Annotated in this window: 30 protein-coding genes; 13 read left to right on the forward strand and 17 right to left on the reverse strand. The window is 68.3% G+C overall.

The window, feature by feature from the left end; all coding sequences use genetic code 11:
* The first annotated feature begins 225 nt into the window (after positions 1-225).
* Positions 226-615 carry a hypothetical protein gene (locus tag JWS13_RS23490; protein WP_206007691.1) on the forward strand — a complete coding sequence of 130 codons (390 nt, stop codon included), beginning with the start codon at positions 226-228 and terminating at the stop codon, positions 613-615.
* Positions 616-631: 16 nt separating this feature from the next.
* On the opposite strand, the gene JWS13_RS23495 is transcribed toward JWS13_RS23490, so the two are convergent.
* Complete coding sequence (locus JWS13_RS23495) at positions 632-895, reverse strand: hypothetical protein (protein WP_241032269.1); 264 nt, start codon at positions 893-895, stop codon at positions 632-634.
* A gap of 184 nt (positions 896-1079) precedes the next feature.
* On the opposite strand from JWS13_RS23495, the gene JWS13_RS23500 reads away from it, so the two are divergent.
* Positions 1080-2135, forward strand: coding sequence for a GGDEF domain-containing protein (locus tag JWS13_RS23500; RefSeq protein WP_206007692.1), 1056 nt, complete (start codon positions 1080-1082; stop codon positions 2133-2135).
* Here JWS13_RS23500 and JWS13_RS23505 read toward each other — a convergent pair.
* Positions 2023-3111: a DMT family transporter gene (locus tag JWS13_RS23505; protein WP_206007693.1), complete on the reverse strand. Its 1089-nt coding sequence runs from the start codon at positions 3109-3111 to the stop codon at positions 2023-2025. The genes JWS13_RS23500 and JWS13_RS23505 overlap by 113 nt on opposite strands.
* Before the next feature lie 74 nt (positions 3112-3185).
* Here JWS13_RS23505 and JWS13_RS23510 point away from each other — a divergent pair, with 74 nt between their 5' ends.
* From JWS13_RS23510 to JWS13_RS23520, 3 genes are all read left to right on the forward strand, one after another.
* Positions 3186-4088, forward strand: coding sequence for a LysR family transcriptional regulator (locus JWS13_RS23510; protein WP_206007694.1), 903 nt, complete (start codon positions 3186-3188; stop codon positions 4086-4088).
* A gap of 85 nt (positions 4089-4173) precedes the next feature.
* Positions 4174-4476, forward strand: a complete 303-nt coding sequence (locus JWS13_RS23515) for a hypothetical protein (protein ID WP_206007695.1) — start codon at positions 4174-4176, stop codon at positions 4474-4476.
* A gap of 111 nt (positions 4477-4587) precedes the next feature.
* Positions 4588-5193, forward strand: coding sequence for an Rv1733c family protein (locus tag JWS13_RS23520; protein WP_206007696.1), 606 nt, complete (start codon positions 4588-4590; stop codon positions 5191-5193).
* Positions 5194-5203: 10 nt separating this feature from the next.
* Here the strand turns inward: JWS13_RS23520 and JWS13_RS23525 are convergent, their stop codons facing one another.
* From JWS13_RS23525 to JWS13_RS23580, 12 genes are all read right to left on the reverse strand, one after another.
* Entirely contained in the window at positions 5204-6148 is a 945-nt protein-coding gene (locus JWS13_RS23525; protein WP_206007697.1) for a dioxygenase family protein, read from the reverse strand.
* Between the two features lie 95 nt (positions 6149-6243).
* On the reverse strand, positions 6244-6444 hold the full coding sequence (locus tag JWS13_RS23530) for a hypothetical protein (protein ID WP_206007698.1): 201 nt from the start codon (positions 6442-6444) through the stop codon (positions 6244-6246).
* Between the two features lie 99 nt (positions 6445-6543).
* Entirely contained in the window at positions 6544-7128 is a 585-nt protein-coding gene (locus tag JWS13_RS23535) for an Rv1733c family protein (protein ID WP_206007699.1), read from the reverse strand.
* A 181-nt stretch (positions 7129-7309) separates the two neighbouring features.
* The gene (locus JWS13_RS23540) at positions 7310-8443 is read right to left on the reverse strand and encodes a DUF3500 domain-containing protein (protein ID WP_206007700.1); all 1134 of its coding nucleotides are present in this window, start codon (positions 8441-8443) and stop codon (positions 7310-7312) included.
* A gap of 74 nt (positions 8444-8517) precedes the next feature.
* On the reverse strand, positions 8518-10146 hold the full coding sequence (locus JWS13_RS23545) for an FAD-dependent oxidoreductase (RefSeq protein WP_206007701.1): 1629 nt from the start codon (positions 10144-10146) through the stop codon (positions 8518-8520).
* Positions 10143-10988, reverse strand: a complete 846-nt coding sequence (locus tag JWS13_RS23550; protein ID WP_206007702.1) for a fumarylacetoacetate hydrolase family protein — start codon at positions 10986-10988, stop codon at positions 10143-10145. The genes JWS13_RS23545 and JWS13_RS23550 overlap by 4 nt, the downstream gene beginning before the upstream one ends.
* Before the next feature lie 42 nt (positions 10989-11030).
* Complete coding sequence (locus tag JWS13_RS23555) at positions 11031-12305, reverse strand: MFS transporter (RefSeq protein WP_206007703.1); 1275 nt, start codon at positions 12303-12305, stop codon at positions 11031-11033.
* A 136-nt stretch (positions 12306-12441) separates the two neighbouring features.
* Positions 12442-13119, reverse strand: coding sequence for a FadR/GntR family transcriptional regulator (locus tag JWS13_RS23560; RefSeq protein WP_206007704.1), 678 nt, complete (start codon positions 13117-13119; stop codon positions 12442-12444).
* Positions 13120-13170: 51 nt separating this feature from the next.
* Positions 13171-14241 carry a quercetin 2,3-dioxygenase gene (locus tag JWS13_RS23565; protein WP_206007705.1) on the reverse strand — a complete coding sequence of 357 codons (1071 nt, stop codon included), beginning with the start codon at positions 14239-14241 and terminating at the stop codon, positions 13171-13173.
* Positions 14238-15179 carry an alpha/beta hydrolase gene (locus JWS13_RS23570; protein ID WP_206007706.1) on the reverse strand — a complete coding sequence of 314 codons (942 nt, stop codon included), beginning with the start codon at positions 15177-15179 and terminating at the stop codon, positions 14238-14240. The genes JWS13_RS23565 and JWS13_RS23570 overlap by 4 nt, the downstream gene beginning before the upstream one ends.
* Positions 15180-15312: 133 nt before the next feature.
* On the reverse strand, positions 15313-16089 hold the full coding sequence (locus JWS13_RS23575) for a pirin family protein (RefSeq protein WP_206007707.1): 777 nt from the start codon (positions 16087-16089) through the stop codon (positions 15313-15315).
* A 36-nt stretch (positions 16090-16125) separates the two neighbouring features.
* Positions 16126-16635 carry a VOC family protein gene (locus JWS13_RS23580; protein WP_087555282.1) on the reverse strand — a complete coding sequence of 170 codons (510 nt, stop codon included), beginning with the start codon at positions 16633-16635 and terminating at the stop codon, positions 16126-16128.
* A 102-nt stretch (positions 16636-16737) separates the two neighbouring features.
* On the opposite strand from JWS13_RS23580, the gene JWS13_RS23585 reads away from it, so the two are divergent.
* From JWS13_RS23585 to JWS13_RS23605, 5 genes are all read left to right on the forward strand, one after another.
* Entirely contained in the window at positions 16738-17199 is a 462-nt protein-coding gene (locus JWS13_RS23585; RefSeq protein ID WP_206007708.1) for a MarR family winged helix-turn-helix transcriptional regulator, read from the forward strand.
* Positions 17200-17222: 23 nt separating this feature from the next.
* Entirely contained in the window at positions 17223-17699 is a 477-nt protein-coding gene (locus JWS13_RS23590; protein ID WP_206007709.1) for a carboxymuconolactone decarboxylase family protein, read from the forward strand.
* Positions 17700-17818: 119 nt separating this feature from the next.
* The gene (locus JWS13_RS23595; protein ID WP_206007710.1) at positions 17819-18373 is read left to right on the forward strand and encodes a YceI family protein; all 555 of its coding nucleotides are present in this window, start codon (positions 17819-17821) and stop codon (positions 18371-18373) included.
* A gap of 185 nt (positions 18374-18558) precedes the next feature.
* Positions 18559-18798 carry a DUF6400 family protein gene (locus JWS13_RS23600; RefSeq protein WP_087555278.1) on the forward strand — a complete coding sequence of 80 codons (240 nt, stop codon included), beginning with the start codon at positions 18559-18561 and terminating at the stop codon, positions 18796-18798.
* The gene (locus JWS13_RS23605; RefSeq protein WP_206007711.1) at positions 18785-19021 is read left to right on the forward strand and encodes a hypothetical protein; all 237 of its coding nucleotides are present in this window, start codon (positions 18785-18787) and stop codon (positions 19019-19021) included. Before JWS13_RS23600 ends, JWS13_RS23605 begins: the two co-directional genes overlap by 14 nt.
* Before the next feature lie 20 nt (positions 19022-19041).
* Here the strand turns inward: JWS13_RS23605 and JWS13_RS23610 are convergent, their stop codons facing one another.
* The gene (locus JWS13_RS23610) at positions 19042-19824 is read right to left on the reverse strand and encodes an IclR family transcriptional regulator (protein ID WP_206007712.1); all 783 of its coding nucleotides are present in this window, start codon (positions 19822-19824) and stop codon (positions 19042-19044) included.
* A 198-nt stretch (positions 19825-20022) separates the two neighbouring features.
* Between JWS13_RS23610 and JWS13_RS23615 the strand changes: the two genes are divergently transcribed.
* From JWS13_RS23615 to JWS13_RS23625, 3 genes are read left to right on the forward strand one after another with little or no spacing between them, the layout of a single operon-like run.
* A complete protein-coding gene (locus JWS13_RS23615; protein WP_206007713.1) occupies positions 20023-20790 on the forward strand; it encodes a CoA transferase subunit A in 768 nt (255 codons plus the stop codon).
* Positions 20787-21449, forward strand: coding sequence for a 3-oxoacid CoA-transferase subunit B (locus JWS13_RS23620; protein ID WP_160096952.1), 663 nt, complete (start codon positions 20787-20789; stop codon positions 21447-21449). Before JWS13_RS23615 ends, JWS13_RS23620 begins: the two co-directional genes overlap by 4 nt.
* A gap of 32 nt (positions 21450-21481) precedes the next feature.
* Positions 21482-22681, forward strand: coding sequence for an acetyl-CoA C-acetyltransferase (locus tag JWS13_RS23625; RefSeq protein WP_206007714.1), 1200 nt, complete (start codon positions 21482-21484; stop codon positions 22679-22681).
* A 35-nt stretch (positions 22682-22716) separates the two neighbouring features.
* Here JWS13_RS23625 and JWS13_RS23630 read toward each other — a convergent pair whose 3' ends face one another.
* Positions 22717-23379, reverse strand: coding sequence for an enoyl-CoA hydratase-related protein (locus JWS13_RS23630; RefSeq protein WP_206007715.1), 663 nt, complete (start codon positions 23377-23379; stop codon positions 22717-22719).
* The gene (locus tag JWS13_RS23635; protein ID WP_206007716.1) at positions 23379-24014 is read right to left on the reverse strand and encodes a TetR family transcriptional regulator; all 636 of its coding nucleotides are present in this window, start codon (positions 24012-24014) and stop codon (positions 23379-23381) included. Before JWS13_RS23635 ends, JWS13_RS23630 begins: the two co-directional genes overlap by 1 nt.
* Positions 24015-24136: the final 122 nt, after the last annotated feature.

The raw sequence follows: 24136 nt of genomic DNA on the forward strand, positions 1-24136 counted from the left end.
ACGGTTGGTCGAAGTTGAGTACACAGCTACCGAGTTCGCGGGACGTCCAACGTGTCCGTACTCCGTTCTGGCGTAGCGATCGCGCACAGTGCGCGAGGGCGCCCCTTCCATTTCGATCTTCTCGTGATCTGCCGGAAGTCTGTTCTTCCGGCCCATTGATCTGCGGGGTGCCTGCATGACGAAGACCGCGGGCGGCGCGACGGTCACAACAGTCGAAAGGTGCTCATGCCACTCACCGTGGAGCACACAACCCGTTATGCCGACGCCCTGATGACACTGGCTCTGGCCGCGCATCGCCCGGCGACCGTCGTCAACACCGGCGCCGGTTACGCGGTCCGGGTCGATTTCGAACGCGGCATCCATCTGCTCGCCACCAACGCGCCGGGAGATCTCAGTTCCGATCCGGACGCGCAGAACCCGTGGGTCGTGCGGTTCTTCCAGCGGCAACCGGACGCCGCGGACGTGCAGTTGGTGGAGGTGACCGGGGAATGGCTCGTCGACGCGTTCGATCAGGCCCTCGCCGTGATGCCGATCGCCGGAATCGCTGACGACCCGAACGCGGAACCCGGGGAGCAGCGCGCCACCGCACCGGAGACGCTGCATCTCGCGCAGTAACCCCGACCGACGTTCGTCATCGGCCGGCCGCGGACCGTCTGCCTCCCCCGGGTAGGCGGTCCGCGAGCCGTCCCAGCCGTTCCACCGCGGGCAGCGCGTGCGCGATCTTCTCCGCGTCGCGGGCAATGATCTCGGCGCTCTGATCGATACCCTTCGCGCTGACGGCGAGCCCTTCCGCGGTCTCCGCGATCTGCTTCGCGGCGTCGAGCAGTTCGGACAGGTCGTCGAGGGCGGGACCCAGGCGGTCGATCAGCACCCCGATCTGGCGTATGCGGAGCACGACCGTCGTGACGGCCTGTTCCCACTCGCGGATCTCGCTCGAGACGTGCTGCAGGATCTTGATGAGAGGCTCCTTGTACTCGGCCGGTGACGCACAGCCAAGTTACCCGTAACTCGCAGTATCTCGTATCGGGCTGACCCGAAGGACCCGCCTTTCCCGGGACCGTTCCTGGATAATTACCACAGTGAGGCCCCTCGCTGCTTCGTCCGTCGACACGGTCCTTCAGGATTATCGGCCGCGCATCCTGCGCCGGTACCTGTGGATCACGACGGCACTGCACCTGGCCGGGTTCGTCCTGCCTCCGATGGTCGGGTTGCCGATCCGGCCGGAGACCGTCGCCGCGCGCTCGGCCGGCATCCTCCTGGGACTGCTCGCACTCGTGGTGCTGTACCGGGGCGGGCGTAGGCCGGGACGGCGGGCCTACCAGGTCAGCACCGTGGCGGCACTGTTTGCCACACCGATCGTGATGTCCGGTCTCATCCTCGCCGTCGCCCAATTGCTCTGCGCGATCGCGGCGACGTTCCTGGCGATGTATTTCGTCGTGTTCTACCCGAAACGGCAGTCGAGACTCCTCGTCGGTTGCCTCACCGGGCTGATGGCGGTCGGGGTCGTTCTCGCTCCCACCGCCTTCACCCTGGTGCCGGTCGACGTGGACACGGCGACCGTGAAGGCCGCTGTTCTCGTCGTGGCGGTCACCTGTGTGATCGGTGCGGCCGAGATGTTCGGATCCCTGACCCGGACCCTGATCGAATCGGCCAGCACCGACGCACTGACGGCACTGCTCAACCGCGCCGGTTTCGAACTCGCGTTCCGGCACGCGCTCGAAGACGCGGGCACGGAGCAGGCCGCCGTCACGTTGGCGCTCGTCGACGTCGACCAATTCAAGTCGACCAACGACCACTACGGCCACGCCGCAGGAGACGCGGTTCTCGTCGATCTGGCGAACTACCTCGCCGCGCACCTGCCGCGCGGCGCCCTGCTCGCCCGGGTCGGCGGCGACGAGTTCGTCACCTGCATGGTCGGCGAACACCACGCCGAACTGCCCGAGGTGATGGCGCGACTCGCGCGGCAGAGCCCCACCTCGTTCAGCTTCGGCGTCGCGTCGTGCACCGGAGAGTCCGACCCGCTCACCGCGCTCTATCGACGGGCCGACCGTGAGCTGTACACCGCGAAGCAGCGACACCACCCGCCCGAGCCGCCGGCCGACGAACCGTCACTGCGGACGGGGTGGAACGCCTGACCACGGGTCGTGCGGCGGGTGATTCGGCGATCCGCGCGGTCACCGAACGACGGCCCGCCGACCGCGCCCGGGTGACCATCCACACCGCCGCGACGACCAGTGCGCAACCGGCGAACTGCCCGATGCTCGGACGCTCGTGCACGATCACGATGGAGAACATCATCGCCAGGACCGGCTGGAGCAGCAGCAACGTGGCACCGACCTCGGCGGCGAGCCTCGGCAGGGCGAATCCGATGAGGACCCAGCCGAGCACCTGGCTGCTCAGCGACAGCGCCGCCAACCATCCCAGCGCGGGCCAGCCCGGCGTGAGGTCCACCGTTCCCCAGAGCGATCCCACCGCGGTCCCGACGACGCCCGCCGCGATCGTCGACACGAACACCTGCGACGACGCCCGGTGCGCGGATCCCGCCCGGCCGATGACGAAGATGTAGATCCCGTAGGCCACGCCCGCGGCCAGCGACAGCAGGGTTCCGAGGAACAACTGGTCGCCTTCACCGCTGCCGCCGAGAATTCCACCGGCGAGGGCGACTCCCGCGAACAGGAACGGCACCGCCACCACGAACCGGAGCGGCACCCGCGCACGGAAGACGATCCACGCCAGCAGCGGCACGACGATGACCTGGACGTTGACGACGACCGTCGAGATCCCGGCCCCGATCATCTGGATCGACCGCGCCCACAGCGCGAAGTCGACACCGAGCATCATCCCGCCGAGCACCTGGGCGGCGATCACCCGGAGGGGAATGCCGCCGTGCCGCCGAAACTCCTGGAGGGCGAGGAAACCGAGGATCGGCAGCGCCAGCGCACACCGGAAGAACGTCGACGTGGCCGGCTCCACCCCGGACAATTTGATGAGACTGCCGGTCAGCGAAGTCGCCACCGCACCCGCAAGAACGAGCAGTCGCGGATCCACGGACGCGATGCTGAACGAGGGGCTGACGAGGGCACGGGGACGCAAACGGAGGGCAGTAGTCACATTGAGAATTCTCCGAGTCCCCAACCGTTACAACAAGTGAATAGTCGTGTCATGAAAGAAGTAGCATCGCTACCATGTTGAGTCTGGATCGCCTCCGCGCCCTGTGCGCTGTCGCCGAACACGGTTCGATCGGCGCCGCGGCCCGTGCCCTGCACGTCACACCGTCCGGGGTGTCGCAGCAACTCGGCAAGTTCGAACGGGAGGTCGGCGTGACACTCCTGGTGCCCGCCGGCCGCGGCGTTCAGCTCACCGACGCCGGCCGGCTCCTGGCCCGCCGAGGGCAGGAAGCGATATCGCTGCTGGCGCAGGCCGAATCCGAGGTCGTCTCCCTCGATCGCGACGTGGTCGGAGAACTGCGCATCGGATCCTTCTCCTCCGCAGGCAGGGTCGTCGTGCCGACCGCGGTGGCCACGCTGCGCAGGCGGCACCCGCAACTCACGGTCAGCTTCTCGGCCGGCGAGACCGAGGAACTCATACCGGCAATCGTCCGCCGCGAACTCGACCTCGCCGTCGTCGACAGCTGGGTCACGATGCCCCTGCACCTCCCCGAGGACGCCGTGCACACCCTGGTGCACCGGGACTCGGCCGACGTCGCACTGTCCCGGGACCATCCCCTCGCCTCCCGCGACCACGTCGACCTCGACGAGATCGCGGACATGCCGTGGACGACGTGGAAGAAGGGGGCGGTCTTCCACACCTGGCTGGTGCAGACACTCCGCAGCCGCGGCGTCGAACCGGACATCCGATACGAAGTACCGGAATTCGCGGCGCAACTCGAATTCGTCGCACACGGCCTCGCCGCCGCCCTCGTGCCGCGCCTGGCCCGAGTCTGGGTGCCGGACAACATCGCGATCGTCCCGGTGCGTCCCACACTCGAGCGGGAGATCTACGCACTCCGCCGCGCCGACAACGACAGGCCCACGGTCCGTGCGGGCATCGAGGCGTTGACCGAGGCCTTCGCCGGCATCGGTGCCTGACGCGCGATCCCGGAATGCCGCGTCGGGGGCGGGCCCGAGTGCCATCATGAGAACGGTCTTCGGCCGAACGGCGAGAGGGGTCGCGGTGAAAATTCGGGACGTGGTGAACCAGTCGCAGGCGAACGCCACCGCTGCGCGGATCTACGGCGAACCCTACGAGACGACCGACGGAACCACCATCCTCACCGTGACCAGATCTCGCGGCATCCTGGGCCCCGCGCCGGTCGGGGTGTTCGTCGTCCACGACGGCACCGTGTCGTGGGAGCCCGCCGTCGACGGCACCCGGGTAGCGCTCTTCGGCGAATTCATCGGACTGGCCGCCGCCGTGATCGCCACCCTCGCCATGCTTCGCCGTCCACCGTGGCCGGACCTCGTGCAAAAGGTCTGACCCGGCAGGCGGGTGAGAAATGAGGCCAGGCATGAAGACCTGACAGAAGGCCCTACACGCGCAGGCGTTTCAGTTGCACAATGGTGGTGGGCAACCACCCGGAGGTGCGCGATGAGCGATACGTGTGCAGCGCCGATACGCCTGTGGCGTCTGGGTCCGTGGAGCCGCAACCCGCTCATGCGGGGATGCGACCGACTGCGATCCGCGCTGGTCCTCGTCGGGGTGGTCTTCGTGCTCCTGATGATTCCACTGGCCGCGGCCGTCGGAACCGAGACGTACTCGCGGCTGGACAATCAGACCCAGGCCGAACTCGCCACCCAGCACTCGACCCCTGCCACGCTCGTGGAGGATTCCCGCAGCGGCAGCGCCGGCGAGGCCCTGGCCGCGTCACCGCAGTACCAGTCCCACGCGCGGGTGCAGTGGTCGGTGAACGGGCAGACGCACACCGCCGACGTTCCCACCGCGGCGGGCGCGAAGGCCGGCCAGACCGTCACCGTCTGGCTCAACCCGAACGGCGACCTCGTCGCCGCACCGGAGACCGGTTCGCAGAACGCCGCCACGGCGGTGAGCGTCGCGTGCGGGATCTGGGTGACGTCGGCCGGCGGCTACTGCGTCCTGTTCCTGATCGTCCACTGGGTCGCGTCCCGCCGCCAGCAGGCCCGGTTGACCCGAGAATGGAACGAACTCGACAGACCTCCGGGTTGGCACGTCAGCTGACGGACCGGCGCTACCGGCCGGGCGCTCCTGCCGGCGGCTGTCCGCCGCCCCCGCCGGGACCGGCCGGAGCGGACTGCGTGTTCGCCGACTTCTCCGCGACGCCGATCGTGATCGAGATGGTCATGCCGGTGGCGGGTTCGCCGGTCACGGTGGCCAGTTCGGCATCCCAGCCGTCGCCGAACACGTTGTCCGAATCGAGCGAGACCTTCGACAGGTTGGAGACGCTGTTCGCGTAGCCGGTGTCGTAGGCGAAGACCGTGGCGCACGCGTCCTGCGGGACCGCGATCTGCGACGTCAGGCGGGCGTCCTCCCCGGCCACCGCAGATTCGAGCGTGTCGAACACCTCGAAGTGGATGTGCGGCCAGCGCCCGGAGTAGCAGGCCGGGAAGATCGACGTGAACGACACCTTGCCCGCCGAGTCCGCCACCTGGACGCCGCGCAGATAGTTCTGCTCGGTGATGTCCTTTCCGTAGAGCGAGTACTCGCCGTCCCGGTCGCAGTGCCACAGGTAAACGGCCATTCCGGCGCCGGCCGCGCAGTCCTTCGTCAGGTCCTGCAGGTCGAGTTCGATGGTGGTCACGACGCCCTCCGCCGTCCCGGAGTACGCACCGAAGCTGCTGCGGATGTCCTGGCGCACGATCCCCGATTCGACCAGGACGTTCGGGCCGTTGGACCCGTCACCGGGATAGGGTCCGGCCGTTTCCTGCGGCGCCGCCGCGACGCACGTGCCGTCGCTCGCCGCGTCCGCCGTGGTCGCTGCCGCGTCCGTCGTCGAGGACGAGCTCGCTGCCTGCTCGCCGCCGGCCGTCGAGCAGGCGGCGAGCGCGGTCGCTCCCGCGGCGCCGAACACGAACAGGGCGCGGCGACGCGACAACATCGACATCAGGTCGTGACTGAGACCGCGATCGTGCTCGTGCACTTCTTCGGCGTGGCGGTGACGCGGGCTGTTCGCCATAAGGACCTCCAAGGGCTGTTAGGGGATTGGGTCCCATACAACCGGCCCCCGGTGCGGGCACCCTGGAGATTCGCTGGGAAGTCACTGTGAGCAGGTCACAACGCTTCGGCGCCCGCCGTGCCGGAGAGCCTCTCGTTGCCGGTACCCCGGACGAGGGGGATGCCGAGCGCAGCGAGCAGCATCCGGCAATCGTCGGCGTCGATCGAGTGGTGGGCGACGGTCCGCTGAGCGTTCCGGACGGAATCCTCGTCGAGTTCCCGCTCGCTCTCGAATATGGAAGCATCCCTGTCGGACATGGCTCCACCTTTCCTCGGCATCACCTGAATAGCCCGGAGCGAGTGCACCGAAACCGCCGTGGCGACGGTGCAATCAGGAGGTGACCTTCGAGGGAAGGATCAGCGACTGTAGGTGGCGAACAGCCTGCGGATGCTCTCGTCCCAGTACTGCTGGCGGCGGCGTTCGACGGCGCGCGCGCACATCGCCCACACCATGCCGAGGAGCAGCGCACTGGCCGCGAGGGTGAGGAGCACGGCCGCGACCGCGCCGCTGACGACGTCGGAGGTGGTGACCCGCGGGCCTGCCCACTTGCCGTCCGCGTCGACGGCGATGGTCTTCTCGGTGCCCGCCGGCGTCCCCGAGGGGACCTCGATGCTCTCGGTGCGCGATTCGGCGGTCCACGACCACGTCGCCTCGACCATCGGAGTGGTCCGGACCGAGCCGCGGGGCGACATGGTGATGGGGGCGTCGGTGCTGGTGACGGCCGTGACGAGGGTGGTGGTGGCGCGCTGCTGCGCGGCCCGCGCACTCTCCTGGTTCCATTGCCAGGTGCCCATCACGGCGGCAAGCACGATCGCGACACCGGCGAGTGCGGCGATGACGGATCTCAGGGTGGCCGCGTAGCGATCGACCGGTCGTGCGAACGGGTTGGACGGTCGACCCGACACCGAGTACACCACGGTTGCCTTCGAGCGCCCCAACACGATTCACCTCATTGTTTCGTCCACGTAAATTGCCTGCTTCACCAGTGTCGCCACTGATAAGGCAACAAGGAAACCGAAATGGGCAAACTTGACGAGTCTCACACTCCGAGGTCAGAGGCGTGCACAGCCCGGACGGGCCCGAAGCGGCCCCGCACGTCTGCCGTGCGGGGCCGAGTGCCGCTCAGGGTTCGAGCTGCGGATCGGACTGTTCGCTGGACACCGTCCGGCTGCTCAGGTGCCCGCCGCCCCACTTCGAATCCGTTCCCGCGTGGAGTGCGAGCAGGTCGTGCCCGAAGTCGTTGTCGAAGTCGCGCAGCACGGTGTGCAGGTGGTTTCCGCCGGCGACGGCGTTGACCGCTTCGACGAGGTACCGGTCGGTGTGGACACGGAAGTAGTGCGGTGCGCCGCGCTTCTGCGCACCGGCCCAGGCGAAGTGGACACGGTCGATGCCGCCGTCCCGGAGCGCCTGCCGATGGCGTTCACCGGCTTCTTCGGGCAGCCGTTCCAGGTAGCAGTCCACCAGTCCGAGCAGCACCTGCTGCTGGTCACCGGACAATTTCGCGCCGCTGATGCCCGACGGCCGGTCGCGGACGAACTTCAGGGCGATCCGGTCGGCGTCGGTGATGGTGTAGCCGGGCATGCCGAGGTCGTAGTGGTCCGGGTACTCGTACGCCCCGATCCGCGGCACCTGCCGCGTGACGAAGTCGGCCGGTGCGACGTCGTGGATGACGGCGAGGCCACGCTGCTCGTCGTCGAGGGAGGCCAGCAGGTCGAAGGCCAGGCCCTCGTCGTCCGCGAGCGGTTTGAGCACGCCGTCGTACTCGGTGGGCTGCGCGCCCAGCGCGACCGGCGTGGCGGAGATCCACCGCTCGTCGACGATCGTCAGGTTGAGGCAGACGTGGTGACCGAGGAAGCGCAGCGTCCAGGTGTCCTCGAATCCCGGCCGGCCGAAGAACGTCAGGAAGTACGAATCCGACGTCCGCCACGTCTGCAGTGCCGGTCCAAGGAAATCCTGCTCATAGTCCCGGAGCACGTGCTCGAGCTGCGGAATCGATAGCACCTTCGTGAAGGTGCGCAGCGGCACCGCCGCCCGGATCAGATCCCACACCAGCACCTTCTGGTGACGGTCCAGCTGGTGGAGCGGGATGCCCGTGCGGTCGGGTTTGGGGATGATGTCCCAGTTCAGCCGCCGCGGGTCGTCGAAGTCGTCGATGATCGCGGTCGCGCGTTGCTGGGGGTCGAACGTATCGATCAGGCCCATGGCGGTCACGAGCAGCTTGGTGGCGGTGCGGGGCGCCTCGTGGAGAGCAGACACGTCGATCTTCCTTCTCGGTTGTGGAGGTGGAACGTCCGGCGACGGGGCTTCGGGGCCGAGCCCCGCGTGCCGGGTCACCATCCCGCCGCGATGTCGACGGCCTTCTCGGCGCCCGCGAGGTCGCTGCCCCGCCACGCCACGTGCTGGTCGGGCCGGACGAGGACGAACGGTGCCCCGAGGAGATCACCCAGAGTGCCCGTGGGATCGGGCAGCCGCAGCACCGTCAGCGGGACATCCGGTTCGATCGCGAGCGCGTCGAGTTCCCCGGTGTGCCGCGGCGACCGGGTGGCATCGTCCAGCACGATGAGGGTGTACTCCGGGCCGAGCGCGTCGTAGAGCGAACGCCCCTCTTCCGTCCACGCGTGCGGCAGCAGCGATCCCGGGCACGCGGTCGGCGCGTACTCGACGGGGTCTTCCGCGGGTGGCGCCGTCCCGTCGGGAACGACGACGGGTGAGGCAGTGTAGGCGTAGCCGAGAACGAGTCCGAGCGAGTGGAATTCGCTCTTCTTCACGGCGAGGGCCTCCGCGGTGCGGTGGCGCGCATCGTCCGCGTCCGGGCCGTCCTGGCCGATCAGGGCGGTGGAGAAGTGGTGCGCCAGAGCCTTTTCCTGCGCTCCGGCTTCGGCGATGGTGCGGGCGGCAACGGGCCTGCGTTCGGCCTCGTAGCTGTCGAGCAGCCGCGGCCCGGCCCAGCCGTGCAGCGTCGCCGCGATCTTCCAGGCGATATTGACGGCGTCACCGATGCACGTGTTGTACCCGTGCCCGCCCCACGGCGGATTGAGATGCGCGGCGTCCCCGACGAGGAACATCGACCCCTTGCGGTATCTGTCGGACAACAGCATTCGCGCGACCCACGGGTCGGTAGCGACGATCTCGACGGGTACGGGCTCGCCGATCAGGCTGTGCACGAGCGCGGTGGCGTCGGCCTCTTCGTCACGGACGTCGACGCCCTGCACGATCGCCCACCAGGTGTCCTGGAGGTCGAGGCGACCGACGATTCCCGCCGCCCCGGGCGCCATCACCCAGTGGTGGACGGCGTTCTCGAACCGCACCCGTTCGGCCAGGCCGGGCGCCCGGAACAAGATGCTGAGATTGGGGCGCTCGCCGGACGTGCCCTCGAACCGGGCGCCGATCGCCTCCCGCACGACACTTGCGCCTCCGTCGCACCCGAGGACGTAGTCGGCCACGACGGTCCGGGTCCGTCCCCGTTCCTCCACGGCGGCACGGACGGTGCCGTCGGGCAGTTCCTCGAGCGAGGTGACGCGGGCGCCGAGGTTCAGGGCGGCGAACTCACTGCGCCGCACCGCCTCCCGCAGCACGGTTTCCACCACGGGTTGCGGTGCCTGCTGACCGCGTTCGGGCGCGAGGGTCGGCGTCGCGACGTCGAGCTGGAAACCGTTTTCGAACCGGGTGATCTCGTGGCCCAGCAGAGTCGAGCAGAACACGATGTCCTGCGCCCATTCGACGGGCAGTGGTGATGCGGCGCGCACTTCGTCGGCCAGTCCCCACCGTCGCAGGTGCGTCATGGTCCGGGCATTGGTGGTCTTGGCGCGGGGGCGTTCGGCATCGACGTCGATCCTCGGTTCGACGACCAGGCTCGACACCCCGTGGTGGGCAAGTTCGAGGGCGGCCGCCAGCCCGGACGGCCCGCCGCCGGCGATCAGTACCGGTGTCCGGTCGGCACCGGAGGCGACGTCGGTCATGCGCCCTTCCTTCCGCTGGCGTCGACGATCGGGGTCCGCAGGACGCCGAGCTTGTCGATCTCCACCTCGACGATATCGCCGGGCCCGAGCAACCACGGTGGGTTCCGCACGTAGCCGACGCCTTCCGGGGTGCCGGTGGCGATGATGTCGCCGGGGTGCAGGGTGAACGTCTCGCTGATGAGGGCGATGATCTCGCCGACCGAGAAGATCAGGTCGCGGGTGTTGCCGTCCTGCACGACCGTTCCATTGACGCGGGTCTGCACTCGCAGACCGTCGGACAGGTCGCCGACCTCGACCGCGGGGACGAGCGGCCCGAGCGGTCCGGATCGGTCGCCGTTCTTGCCGAGCGTCCACTGCGCGGTCAGCTTCTGAGCCGTGCGGGCGGTGAGGTCGTTGAAGCAGGCGTAGCCGAGCACGCCGGCCTGCCCGGTGGCCGCGTCGACGCTTTCGAGCCGGGTGCCGATGAACGCGGCCACCTCGCCCTCCCAGTCGAGGCCCGCCTCGTTCGCGGGCACCGGCGTCGGGGCTCCGTCAACGCTCAGCGACGGAGTCCACCGCCCGAACAGCGTCGGGTAGGGCGGCGGGGTGAAACCGCCCTCGGCGGCGTGGGCCTTGTAGTTGAGACCGACGCAGATGACGCGGGCGGAGTCGGGCACCGGGGGCACCACGCTCACGAGCGTGACGTCGATCTCGGGCGACTCGAGGTGCTCGGCCCGGGTGAGCCAGCCGGCGGCGTCGCTCCAGAATTCGTCGAGGGAGGCGAGCGGCCGGACGAAGCCGTCCCGGAGGACACCCACGGTCACGGCGTCCTGATCCTTCTTGCGATAGCCGACAATCTTCATCTATTTCATCCTTTTCGGTCCGCCACGCTTCGGTGGCGAGTTCTAGCGGGAAATTTCGGTGCTGCGCGCGGTGGCCGTGTCGAGACGGCTGTCCGATTCGGCAGGGGTGCGGGGTCGTCTGGGGAGGGCCGACATCACGACTCCGCCGATCAGCGCGGGCACGGCGAACGCCAGCGAGCTGACGATGACGGCTCCGCCGCCCGCGACGAAGACCGCGCCGTAGGTGGGGCCCGCGATCGCGCCTGCCCGTCCGATTCCGAGCGCCCATCCGAGTCCGGTTGCCCGGAACCGGGCCGGGTAGAACGTCGCGATGTGATCGTTGAGCATGTTCTGGGTGCCGAGGCCGCCGAATCCGGCCAGCGCCACCAGCAGCATCAGGACCACGGTCGGTGGGTGCGTTCCCAGGAGCGCGAGAGAGACTGCCGCCGTACCGAATCCGGACAGCACCAGCGGTTTGGGCCCGAAACGTTCGGCCAGCACGGAGGCGAGCAGCGTCCCGACGATGGCGCCGGCGCTGTAGACGAGCAGGAACGTCACGGCCGACCCGATGGGGTAGCCGGCGTTGCGCATGATCTGCGGCAACCAGGTGGTGACGCCGAACATCGTGAGCATGCTGCAGATCGCGACGAACCAGATTCCGACCGTGGCCCCCGCCATCCCGTCTCCGAACAGTTTGGCGACCGGCGACTTCGATGCTCGGTCGTCGGTGGGACGCTCGACGGCGAACGCCCGCGACTCCGGAAGAAGGAAGAATGCCAACGGCAGCAACGTGATCAGCGGAACCGCGCCGAGAGCGTAAACCGGGCGGAAGCCGAACTCTTCGAGCAGCAGCAGGGACGCCGTCGACGCGAGGACGCCGCCGAACGCCGGTCCGGTGAGCACCATCCCGAGAATCCGGGAACGGTAGGCCGGGGACGCGAACTCCGCCGCCATCGCGATGGCGGTGGGCATCAGTCCACCGATGCCCAGACCGGCGACCATGCGGGTCGCGGCGAAGACCTCGAACGACGGGGCGACCGCCGTGACCAGGGTTGCCGTCGAGAACAGCGTCAGGCAGGCGAGGAACAACCGGCGGCGGCCCAGGATGTCGGTGAGCGTGCCTGCGGTCAGCGATCCGACGAGAACGCCGACCAGGGCGGCACTGCCCACGGTGCCGGCCGCTCCCGCCGTGACGAACCACGGGGCGTGCCCGATCAGGGCGGGGAGCGTGGCGCCGTAGACGAACAGGTCGTAGCCGTCGCTCAGGAGGGCAGCCCAGCAGAGGACGGGCACGAGCACTCTGCCGCGGCCGCCGGGCGAGGACGTGGAGAAATTCATGTTGGAACACTCCTGGTCAGTGAGGGGAGGATCGACTCCTCCATAAACGGTTATAACCGTTATGTGTGATGGTAGCCACAGACCGGTGCCCTCTGTCAAGAACTGCGTTCGAGAAAGGTCGGCGAGAAGTACTTGCTCAGTGCGCGTGCGCGCGGGCGGCATCACGGGCGCGGGCCGGGTCGCCGGACTCGATGGCATCGACCAGCGCGCGGTGCACGTCGATCCGTCGAGCGAAGTACTCGCTGTTGGTGGCGCTGCGTTCGCGGCTCGCGCGGGTCGCGTGCTGCTCCACGTAGGTTTCGAGACTGAGATACGTCTCGCGCAACACATGATTCGGGCCGATCGCCACGATCCGGCGGTGCAGATCCCACACGGTGCGGATGAAGGCCTCGGGGTCGCCCGCCGACGCCTCCATGACGGTCATCGTTCGCCGCAGGTCGGCGACATCGGACTCGGTCCGGTGCCGGGCAGCCAACTCCGTCACGAGGGGTTCCAGTTCCTCGCGCACGGCGATGGCGTCGGCGACTCCCGCGGCGTCGCCCTCGACCGTCAGCAGGGTGCGGCCGAGCCGCACCACCGAGGACGGCTCGGCGACGAACAGGCCGCCGCCGGGCCCGGGGCGCACGGTGATGACTCCACGGTCCTGCAGGAGCCGGACGGCCTCGATGACCGTTCCGCGGGCCATCCCCGACTCCTCCTGGAGTTCCTTGCGGGTGCCCACCCGGTCACCGGGCGCGAGTTCACCCGCGGCGATACGGTCCTGGATGTGGGCGACCAGGGACTCGGCCCGGGTGACGGTGCTCTGGATCGCCATGGCGCAAGTGTAGAGCTCAGCCCGTCCGGCGGTGTGTGCGCCGGGCCGGTCTCACCTGCCGCCGCCGCGGGCCGGTGGCGGTCCGACGACCTCGAGGTCCAGCTCGGCACGCGCCCGCGCGAACCCCTCGGCCGGGAACTGCATGTCGCCACCCTCGGTGTGCACGTGCGCGTCCGTCGGGGTGTTCATGTACTCGAAGAACTTCTCGAACACCCCGGTGGTCAGCAGGCCGAGCATCTGCGTGTCGTGGCTGTCGAACGCGAAACTGTGGATCGTCCCGGCCGGAGCGTGGAGGAAATCGCCCTTGGTCAACATGATCTCCCGGCCGTTGGCGTGCAGGAGGATCCGTCCCTCGATGCAGACGAAGTTCTCGGTGTGCTCGCGATGGAAGTGCCGGGGAATGTACGCACTCTTGCCGCCCATCGTGTGCATCGCGAAATACGTTCCGCCGGTGTTCCGGGGCCGCGTGAGATAGGTGTTCAGCTGGTCGAGGCTCGCCCAGCGGTCGCCTTCGCCGGCCTGCAGCACGTACGGCGACTCCCCTGCCGGGAGCACCGTGCCCGTCACCGCGGGTAGATCCTTCTTCTCGAGGTCGTGGAACCGGATGCCGTAGCGGTCCGCGAGTTCGGACTGTCTCGCGTCCGACATCGGCGCCGCCGCGGCGTCGAAGACGTGCGACTGGGTGGCGTGACCGGTGGCCTGCGACCACCGGTGTGCGTCGCCGACGGTGAGCCAGCTCAGGAACCGGGTCCGGTGCGCGAGCATGCGGTACGCGTACGGCGTCCCGGCCGGGACGGTGACCGAGTCGCCCGGCACGAGCAGGTGCGATTCGCCCGGCAACCACACCTGCAGCCGTCCGTCGGTGACGTACAGGAAGCGGTGCTCTCGATCGTGGGCGAGGAACGGGGTCTCGGTTCCCTTGCCGCCGTACACATATGCGGCACCGAATTGCCCGCCGGTGTCTTCCGGGCGGGCGATGACGGTGATCAGTTGCCCGCCGAGTTCGTGGCGCTCGCCTTCACCGGCGGCCATGGCGTAGGGCACGCACCGCCCGGGGAGGGTGTCGAGTTGCGGAGCGGCGGTGTGGACGTCGTCCAGAGCGGGGATGTCGAAGATGGTCATGCGTGTGTACCTGATTTCAGAGTGTGCGAGAAGAACGCCTCGACCGCCGCGAACGACGCAGTGGGGTACCGCTCGGTGAAGGCACGCCCGAAGTCGCTCACTGCGTGGGTCGAGGCCGGCGCGTGCGGATCTCGCTCGAGATGCCCTTGGTCGAGGGTCTGGTCGGGACCGAGTTCGAGGACGTGGCCGGGGTTGAAGAACCCGTGCCCGAAACCCTCGATCAGATAGAGAACGGCGTCGTTGCCGTTGGCGACGAGCGCGTCGTACAACGCCACGCTCTGCGTGGACGGCACCAGATTGTCGCCGAGCCCGTGCATGATCAGAAACGGCGGCGCTCCGGACGTCACATGCAGTGCGGGGCTGGCGGATCTTGCCGCGTCCAACCGGTCGCGGATCGCGCCGCCGAGCAGCGACGCCTCCGGGGACTGGTCCTCGGCCGGTGCCCGCTGCGCGGAGAGGTCGACGAGACCGGGCAGGTCGGCGGGGCCGTAGCCGTCGACGACGGCCTGCACCGCACTGTCGACGGTCACGGGATCTTCCCCGGGCAATCGTGTTGTGGCCGAATGCACTCCGGCCAGCGCGGCGAGGTGCCCGCCGGCCGAAGAGCCCCACACACCGATCCGGTCGGGGTCGATGCCGTGGCCGTCGGCGTTGGCGCGCAGCCAGCGCACCGCCCGCCGGACGTCGAAGATCTGGCCGGGGTGGCAGGTGCCGGGCGCAAGCCGGTAGTCGATGCTGACCATGACGTAGCCGTGTCCTGCGAAGTGCTGCACCAGATCCGGGCATGCAGTGCGGTCTTGAAGCCGCCAACCTCCACCGTGAAGCCACACGATCGCAGGCAAGGGATGCGCTGCCTCGGCGGGGCGTACGAGATCGAGTAACAGATCGGGGGCGTACTCGACGGTGGATCGGCGGACGACGGTCGAAGCCGTGTCCAAGGGACTGAACTCCTTCGGATGCAGGACCCGGGCCTGGGTCGCCGCTCGCGCGGTTGTAAGGCCCTTCCTTAGATCACTGCTGCCGGGCACTGTAGCAGCTTCCGCAACCCGAACGGAAGCAGCCGCGGCGGCGCTACCCGGCGATCTGCGCGTGCATCTCCCACACGATGATCTCGGCGCCGGTGTCGGTGGTCATCTGCTGTCCACCGCCACCGCTCAGCCGGACGGCGTCCCCTTCGGCCAGGATGCCGACACCCTCCAGAGAGGCTTCGCCGCGCGCGACGAAGACGTGGAGGAACGGGGCATCGGGCAGGGTGATGGGCGCCTGGCCGGGCTGCAGCCGTGCGACGTGCATCGCGGCGTACTTGTTCTTGATGCGGATCGCCGAGTGGTCGGCGTGGCCCGGCATGCCGGACGCAACGGGGACCAGTCCGCCGGTGAGCAACTCGTGGTCGATTTCGAGTTGCTCGTAGCCCGGGGTGATCCCGGCTTCGTCGGGGACGACCCACATCTGGATGAAGTGGACCGGATCGCGGTGTTCGTCGGCGTCTCCCTGCAGTCGCCACGAGTCGTTCTTCTCCGAGTGCAGGATTCCGGTTCCCGCGCTCATGCGCTGGGCGAGTCCGGGGTAGATGACGCCGGAGTGGCCCATCGAATCCTGGTGTACCAGCGAACCCTGGAGCACCCAGGTGACGATCTCCATGTCCTGGTGCGGGTGGGTGTCGAAACCCTGTCCGGGGTCGACGATGTCGTCGTTGTTGACCATGAGCACACCATGGTGGGTGTTAGCTGGGTCGTAGTGGTTGCTGAACGAGAAGGAATGCTTGGAATCGAGCCAGCCCACGTTCGTCTTGAAGCGGTCGTCGGCGCGGCGGACGTCGAGACGGGGTGGGGTCAGGGCGGCAGTCATGAGTGAATCCTTTCCAGAATTTTCACAGCAGGGTTTTCACAGAACGTGTGAGCCGTACATTTCGCCGAGCGGGTCGGCGATGAGTTCGAGGCGGGCACCGTCGGGGTCGCGGAAGTACAGCGACACCTCACTGTGTTCGATGAGTTCGACGCCGGCGTCGACCAGTTTCGTGCGCAGGTGATTCCACCGGTCGGGTTCGACGCTGATCGCGATGTGATGGAGTCCGCCGAGCACTTCCTGGTACGGCCCGATGTCGAGGCCCGGGAAGTCGAAGAAGGCGAGCAGGTTGCTGTTGCCGATGTCGAAGAAGAAGTGCGAAGACCCGGGGTAGTCGCGATTCTCGATCAGTTCGGTCAGCGGGAACTCGAGGAGATCCTGATAGAACCGGACGGTGCGCTCGACGTCGCTGCTGATCAGCGCGGTGTGGTGGAGTCCGCGGGCCGAGGATGCGGGCCGCGACGACACGGGCTTCAGGTGCTCGGCGCGGATCCGGTCGCGTTGCGCCGCGAACCTCTGGGAGCGCTCCTGCTCGTCTGTGGTGCTCATTGCCCGAACCCCTCTCCGCGAAACGCCGATGATTGCGCTTTCAACTATCACCACAGTACACCAAGTAGTTGCGCTGTCAACTACTTGGGATATGCTGGTCCCGTGGAACCGACCAGATGGCTCAGCGCCGAGGAACAGAACACGTGGCGCGCCTACCTGGACGCCACCCGACTGCTCCTGCAGGCACTCGATCGGCAGCTCACCCGCGACGCCGGCATCTCCTTCACCGACTTCGAACTTCTCGTCGTGCTGTCGGAAGCGCCGCAGCGGCAACTGCGGATGCGCGAACTCGCCGACGCCGTCACCACGACCCGCAGTGGCGTGACCCGGGCGATCAACCGGCTGGTCGAGGCGGGCTGGGTGCGCCGGGTGGAATGCGAGGACGACAAGCGGGGAATGCTCGCCGAGTTGACCGACGCCGGCGCCGAGAAACTCGCCGCCGCCAGCCCCGGACACGTGGCAGAGGTGCGTCGGAACATGTTCGACCTGCTCAGCCCCCGGGACGTCGTCATCCTCGGGCACGACTTCGGCGAAATGCGCGCCCACCTGCTGGAAAACCCCTGATCCACCCACCGGAAAGGCTGGTCATGAGCAGCACCTCAGCGCAGAACGACTACGTCCACATCGACAAGCAGAGCCCGGCCGTCTATCAGGCGCAGATCGGCGTCGCCAAGGCCATCCGTCACGCGACCACCGAGGCCGGGATGGACCGGCGGTTCGTCGAGTTGATCAACGTGCGCGTCTCCCAGATCAACCGCTGCGCATACTGCCTGGACGTACACGTCGCCGCAGCGCTCGCGGCGGGCGAGACCCAGCAGCGCCTCGCGGTCCTACCTGCCTGGCGGGAGACGGCACTGTTCTCCGAACGCGAGGTCGCGGCTCTCACGCTGGCCGAGTCGATCACCACCCTCCCGGACGCACACAGTCAGGACGCCGACTACGCCTTCGCGCGGCGGTATCTGTCCGAGCAGGAGATCTCCACGGTGAGCTGGATCGCCGTCACGATGAACGCCTTCAACCGGATCTCCATCGTCAGCCGCCACCAGGTCCAGCCGAAGCCGTAACCGCACTTCACCCACCTTTCACAGATTTTAGTTGACATTGCAACGACTTCTCTCTAACTTAGTAGTTGCAGATTCAATTACCTCGATTCGAGTGCCCCGTTCACCGTCAAGGAGTTTTCATGACCACCGCCACCGCCACCCTCCCCAACCTCACCGCCGGAACCTGGACCATCGACACCGTCCACTCCACCGTCGGCTTCTCCGTCCGCCACCTCATGGTCAGCAAGGTCCGCGGCACCTTCAACGACTTCGCAGGCGCGATCACCGTCGCCGAGGACGGCACCACCGCCGTCACCGCCGAAATCCAGGTCGCGTCCATCGACACCAAGAACACCGACCGCGACGCCCACATCAAGTCCGCCGACTTCTTCGACGCCGAGCAGTACCCCACCGCCACCTTCACCTCCACCGCCGTCCGCGCCAAGGGCGACGACTACGTGATCGAGGGTGACTTCACCCTCCACGGCGTCACCCGGCAGGTCGAGCTCGCCCTCGAGTTCAACGGCGTCAACCCCGGCATGGGCAACGGACCGGTCGCCGGCTTCGAAGCCACCACCGTCCTCAACCGCAAGGACTTCGGCATCACCATCGACATGCCCCTCGAAGGCGGCGGCGCCGTCGTCGGCGACAAGATCACCATCACCCTCGAGATCGAGGCCGCCCTGCAGGCCTGACCCACCAGCACCACCCGCGCCCCGTCGTCCACCCGGACGACGGGGCGCGGTCGTCGTGAACACGACGCAACACTTTCGATCCACGTGATCCAGGTCATTGTGATCTTGGGCCGCCTCGAGTGACCCTGGCCCCTTCGATGTCGGAGCCCGTTCGATGTCGGCGACCGCGAAACGAAGGTGACCACATGGGTAGCGACTCCGAACTCTCGTTCGCTCTCGACCTCACGCTGGACGAAGCGCGGCGGCGCAGCGCTGTCCTCGAAGCGATCGGCGAGGACTGGGACCCTGTCGCCGTGCTGGCGGAGGAAGAGCGGGCGTACGACATGCTGTACTCCGGGCTCGACCCCGAGCAGCAGCGCATCTACGACGAACTGGTGCAGGCGGGTGTGCTCCCGGATCGGACGGTGGGCCGTGTTGCCGATTGATCCCACCGCGGACTTCTCCCGTCGCGCCTGGTTGCCGTGCCCGGGCTGCGACCACGGCTCGACCTGCGGCGACTGCGGGTCCGGCCGCAACTGCGACCGGCACTGGCAGTACCTGCTGAGCAGTCAGGGAACCCACGTGCACCTGCAGTGCCCCGATTGCACGCACGTGTGGAGCATCGACACCCGCCACGGGCGGCCGCGGCGGGGCCGGAAGGCCGCGTAGGCACGGTCCGATCGGCTGGTTCAGCCGCGGCTCCGCGGCCGGTCGGCGAGCAGTTGGGTGAGCCGGTGCGCCTCGCGGAGGAGGAATTCTCCCAGCTCGCGGCGTCGTTCCTCACGGAACCGGCTCTCCACGCCGGTGATGCTCAGCGCCCAGGCCGGTGATCCCTGGGTGTCGAAGACGGCGGCGCCCATCCCCCAACTGCCCTCGACGAGCAGTCCGGGGTTGACGGTGTAGCCGTTGAGGCGGGTCTCCGCGATGCGCTCGGCGATCTTCTCCCGGCTGTGCTGCAGCCCCCATTCGCCGGTGACGTCGGCGCGCGCCAGGTACTCGTCGATCTCGCGGTCCGGCAGGTGCGACAGGATGACCATCCCCGCCGTCGCCACCCCCAGCGGAAATCGGATTCCGATGTGCAGTACGTGCGAGCGCAGCGGGAAACTGCCCTCCTCGCTCGCAATGCAGACCGTCTCGTCGCCGCGGCGAGCGGACAGGAACACGCTTTCGCCGGTCTCGCGAGCGAGATCGCGGAGGATGTCGCGGGAGCGATCCGTGATGTCGTACCGGCTGGCGGCGAGCGAGCCGAGCAGATACAGCTCGGGTCCGAGCGACCATTTGCCCGACTTCAGGTCGCGGTCGACCAGCCCCTCCTCGGCCAGCGAGACGAGGAGGCGATGCACGGTGGGGCGGGCGAGACCCGTCTCCCGCGCCAGGGCGGACGTCGAGGATCCCGAGGATTCGAGGGCCGCGACGGCCCGCAGGATCGATCCCACCCGGTGGATGACCTGTGGCCGCTGCGCCTCGTTCATGACCGGAGTATACGTCCACTCAGTGAACGCTCTTGTCCACGACGTCCAGACCGCGAGCAACATGTCGGATCTCCTTGAAATGCATGAAGCGACCCCTTTTAGTGGAGCAAAGCCCGTCGCAGAGGACGTCCACTGGATGGACGAAATGTCGCGGGAAGGCGGTTTCGCCGGGTTCGGCGGCCAGAAGAAAGGATGCACATGGGATCGAGAGTGTTCGACACCCCGGAAGAAGCTGTCGCGGACGTGTCCGACGGCGCGACGATCGCCGTGGGCGGATTCGGCCTGTGCGGAATCCCCGACGCGCTGATCCGCGCGCTCGCCGACTCGGGTGTCGGGAACCTCGAGGTCTTCTCCAACAACTGCGGCGTGGACGACCACGGGCTCGGGATCCTGCTGGGCGCCCGCCAGATCAGCCGGGTCACCGCGTCGTACGTCGGCGAGAACAAGGAATTCGCCCGCCAGTACCTCTCCGGTGAGCTCGAGGTGGAACTCACCCCGCAGGGCACGCTCGCCGAACGCCTCCGGGCCGGCGGTGCGGGCATCCCCGCGTTCTTCACCCCCGCCGGTGTGGGCAGCCCGGTCGCCGACGGCGGCCTGCCGTGGCGCTACGCCGCCGACGGTTCCGTCGCGCTCGCGTCGCCCGCCAAGGAAACCCGGCAGTTCGGCGACAAGCGCTACGTCCTCGAACTCGGCATCACCGCCGACTTCGCCCTGGTCCACGCGCTGCGCGGCGACACCGCCGGCAACCTCGTCTTCGACAAGACGGCCCTGAACTTCAACCCCCTCGCGGCCATGGCCGGGAAGGTGACCATCGCGCAGGTCGAGGAACTCGTCCCCGCGGGCACCATCGATCCCGCCCAGGTGCACCTGCCCGGTGTCTTCGTTCAGCGCATCGTCGAGACCGGCCCCCAGAACAAGCGGATCGAGAAGCGGACAGTCAGCAGCACGGAAGGAGCCACTCGATGACCGGCACCAACGGATGGACACGTGACCAGATGGCCGCCCGCGCGGCCGCGGAGATGGTCGACGGCGAATACGTCAACCTCGGCATCGGACTGCCGACGCTGATCCCCGGATACCTCGGCACCGACGTCACCGTCACCCTGCATTCGGAGAACGGGATCCTCGGCACCGGCCCCTACCCCACCGACGACAACGTCGACCCCGACCTGATCAACGCGGGCAAGGAGACGGTCACCGTCAACGCCGGCGCCGCGTTCTTCGATTCGGCGCTGTCGTTCGGCATGATCCGCGGCGGCCACATCGACACCGCCGTCCTCGGTGGCATGCAGGTTTCCCGCACCGGCGACCTCGCCAACTGGATGGTTCCCGGCAAGATGGTCAAGGGCATGGGCGGCGCGATGGACCTCGTGCACGGGGCGAGCCGCGTCATCGTCCTCATGGAACACACCGACCGGGACGGCAACCCCAAGATCATCGACACCTGCACCCTGCCGCTGACCGGCCAGGGCGTCGTCAACCGCATCATCACCAACCTCGCCGTCATCGACGTGGTCGGCGACGGCACCCTCGCCCTGCGTGAGGTCGCCCCCGGTGTCACCGTCGACGACGTCGTCGCCGCCACCGGAACCCCCCTCGAGATCCGCGAATCCGCGCTCGTCTGACCGACATTCGACACGACACCAAGGACATACCCATGACTGCACGCACCAGGTCCGTCATCGTCGCCGGGGCCCGGACCCCCGTCGGCCGGCTGACGGGTTCACTCGCCACCCTCTCCGGATCCGACCTCGGCGGCATCGCCATCAAGGGCGCGCTCGACAAGGCCGGGGTGGCACCGGAACTGGTGGAGTACGTGATCATGGGGCAGGTCCTCACTGCCGGCGCCGGTCAGATCCCGGCCCGGCAGGCCGCGGTCGCCGCGGGCATCCCGATGTCGGTGCCCGCCGTGACCGTCAACAAGGTGTGCCTGTCCGGTCTCGACGCCATCGCGCTCGCCGACCAGCTGATCCGCGCCGGCGAGTTCGATGTCGTCGTCGCCGGTGGGCAGGAGTCGATGTCCCAGGCGCCGCACCTGCTCCCAGGTTCACGGGGCGGTTTCAAGTACGGCGACACCACCCTCGTCGACCACCTCGCCTACGACGGCCTCTACGACATCTTCACCGACCAGGCGATGGGCGCGCTCACCGAGACCCGGAACGCGAACACCGACAAGATCAGTCGCGAGGAGCAGGACGCCTTCGCCGCCGCGTCGCATCAGCGTGCCGCTGCCGCGTGGAAGAACGGCCTCTTCGACGACGAGGTCGTTCCCGTCACCATCCCGCAGCGCAGGGGTGAGCCGGTCGTCGTCACCGAGGACGAAGGCGTCCGCGCCGACACCACGGCCGAGTCGCTGTCGAAGCTGCGTCCCGCGTTCAGCAAGGACGGCACCGTCACCGCCGGGTCCGCGTCGCAGATCTCCGACGGCGCCGCGGCCGTCGTGGTGATGAGCAAGGCCAAGGCCGAGGAACTCGGGCTCGAATGGATCGCCGAGATCGGCGCCCACGGCGTCGTCGCCGGTCCGGATTCGACGCTCCAGCAGCAGCCCGCCAACGCCATCGACAAGGCCTGCGCCCGGGAGGGACTCGACGCTTCCGCCCTCGATCTCGTCGAGATCAACGAGGCCTTCGCCGCCGTCGGCATCGAGTCGACCCGGCAACTCGGAATCGACCCGTCGAAGGTCAACGTGAACGGCGGCGCCATCGCCATCGGGCATCCGCTCGGCGCGTCGGGTGCACGGGTCGTGCTGCACCTCGCGCTCGAGCTGAAGCGACGCGGTGGTGGAACCGGCGCAGCCGCGCTGTGCGGCGGCGGCGGACAGGGCGACGCCCTGATCCTCCACGTGCCGGGAGAATGACCCCCACTCTCGCCCAATAGGTTTCGCTCAGCGATTCACGATCGACCCGAGGCGAGCGCGGCGACGGCCGTCGCGAACATGGTCGACTTGATCGCACCGAGCGTGCCGGCGTCCTTCCCGCCGAGGGGCGAAATCAGGTCGACGGCAGCGTCGAGGACCGCGCCTTCGGGCGCGGTCCCGTCGACCAACCCACTGGCGTGCGCCTCGGTGCCGCCGTACCGGTGGCCGGTGGTCATGGCGGTGATCGCGGTCTGCGGTGTCAGCTTGGCCTGGATCAGCGCCGCCATGCCCGGGGTGAACGGAATGTGGATGTCGACCTCGGGGAAGCAGTAGAACCCACGGTCCGACCGCATCACCCGGTAGTCGTGGGCGATTCCCAGCATGGCGCCCGCACCGAACGCGTGCCCGTTGACCGCGGCCACCGTCGGCAGTGGGAGCGTCAGAATTCGGCTGAACAGGGCCTGCACGCGCCCGACGTACCAGTCCGCGCGGTCGCCGTTGGCCAGCAGCCAGTCCAGGTCGAGGCCGTTGGAGTAGAACTTTCCGGTGGCCGTGGTGACCAGGGCCTGCGCGCCCTGCTCGTGCACGTCGTCGAGGAGACCGTCGACGGTGTCGAGCCACTCGGGGGAGAAACGGTTCTCGTCTTCGCCGAGGTCGAGGACGGCAATCTTGTCGCGGTAGGTCAGGGTGGCGGTCATCAGGAACCTTTCGTGGTGCTGTCGTGACGTGTCCCCGGGGACGGGGGGTCGAGAGCGAGGACGGCCCGGACCGCCGCCTCCAGGCGCCGGCGCATGGCGTCGTCCGGTTTCCGCCGGGCACGGAGCAGCAGTCCGGTGGGGAGTCCGACGACGCACGCTTCGATCACCTCGACCGCGCGACCGTCCCTGCGCCCCCACAACGCCTGTGCCAACCGGACGAACAGTTCGACGAGCACGGAGTCGAGGCGCGCCAACTCGTCCGCAACGTCCTCGGGGACGTCGGATCCGAGCAGTTCGTCGCGCCGCACGGTGAGCAGGAGCCGCGACGACTGCGGGAACTTCTCGGCGAAGACGGCCGGGGTGTCGGCGGCCGCGACGACGGCGTCCACGGGACCCCGCTCCAGCGCGTGCTCGACCGATTCCTGTTGCAGGTCGAGAAAGCGGTGCGCCGCCCGCAACCATGCGCGTCCGACGAGCCCTCCGCGGGAGCCGAATGCGTGATATATGGCGCCGTTGGACATCTCCGTGGCGGCAGCGACCGCCCGCAGCGTCACCGCACTCGGCCCGCCGTCGACGGCCAGCCGTTCGGCGGTATCGAGCGCGGCGTCGAGGTCGTGGACGCGTGGCCTGGGCATACGGCGAACGATAACAGATCATGCGTTCTATTACTCGTCGGTAGGTAGCGGTTGCTCGAACTGCGAGAGCCACCTGACGATCAGCTAGCCGTTGTGCCTCGAGTCACAATGGGTTAGCTTTG

The organism is Rhodococcus pseudokoreensis, from assembly GCF_017068395.1.
Classification (GTDB): domain Bacteria; phylum Actinomycetota; class Actinomycetes; order Mycobacteriales; family Mycobacteriaceae; genus Rhodococcus_F; species Rhodococcus_F pseudokoreensis.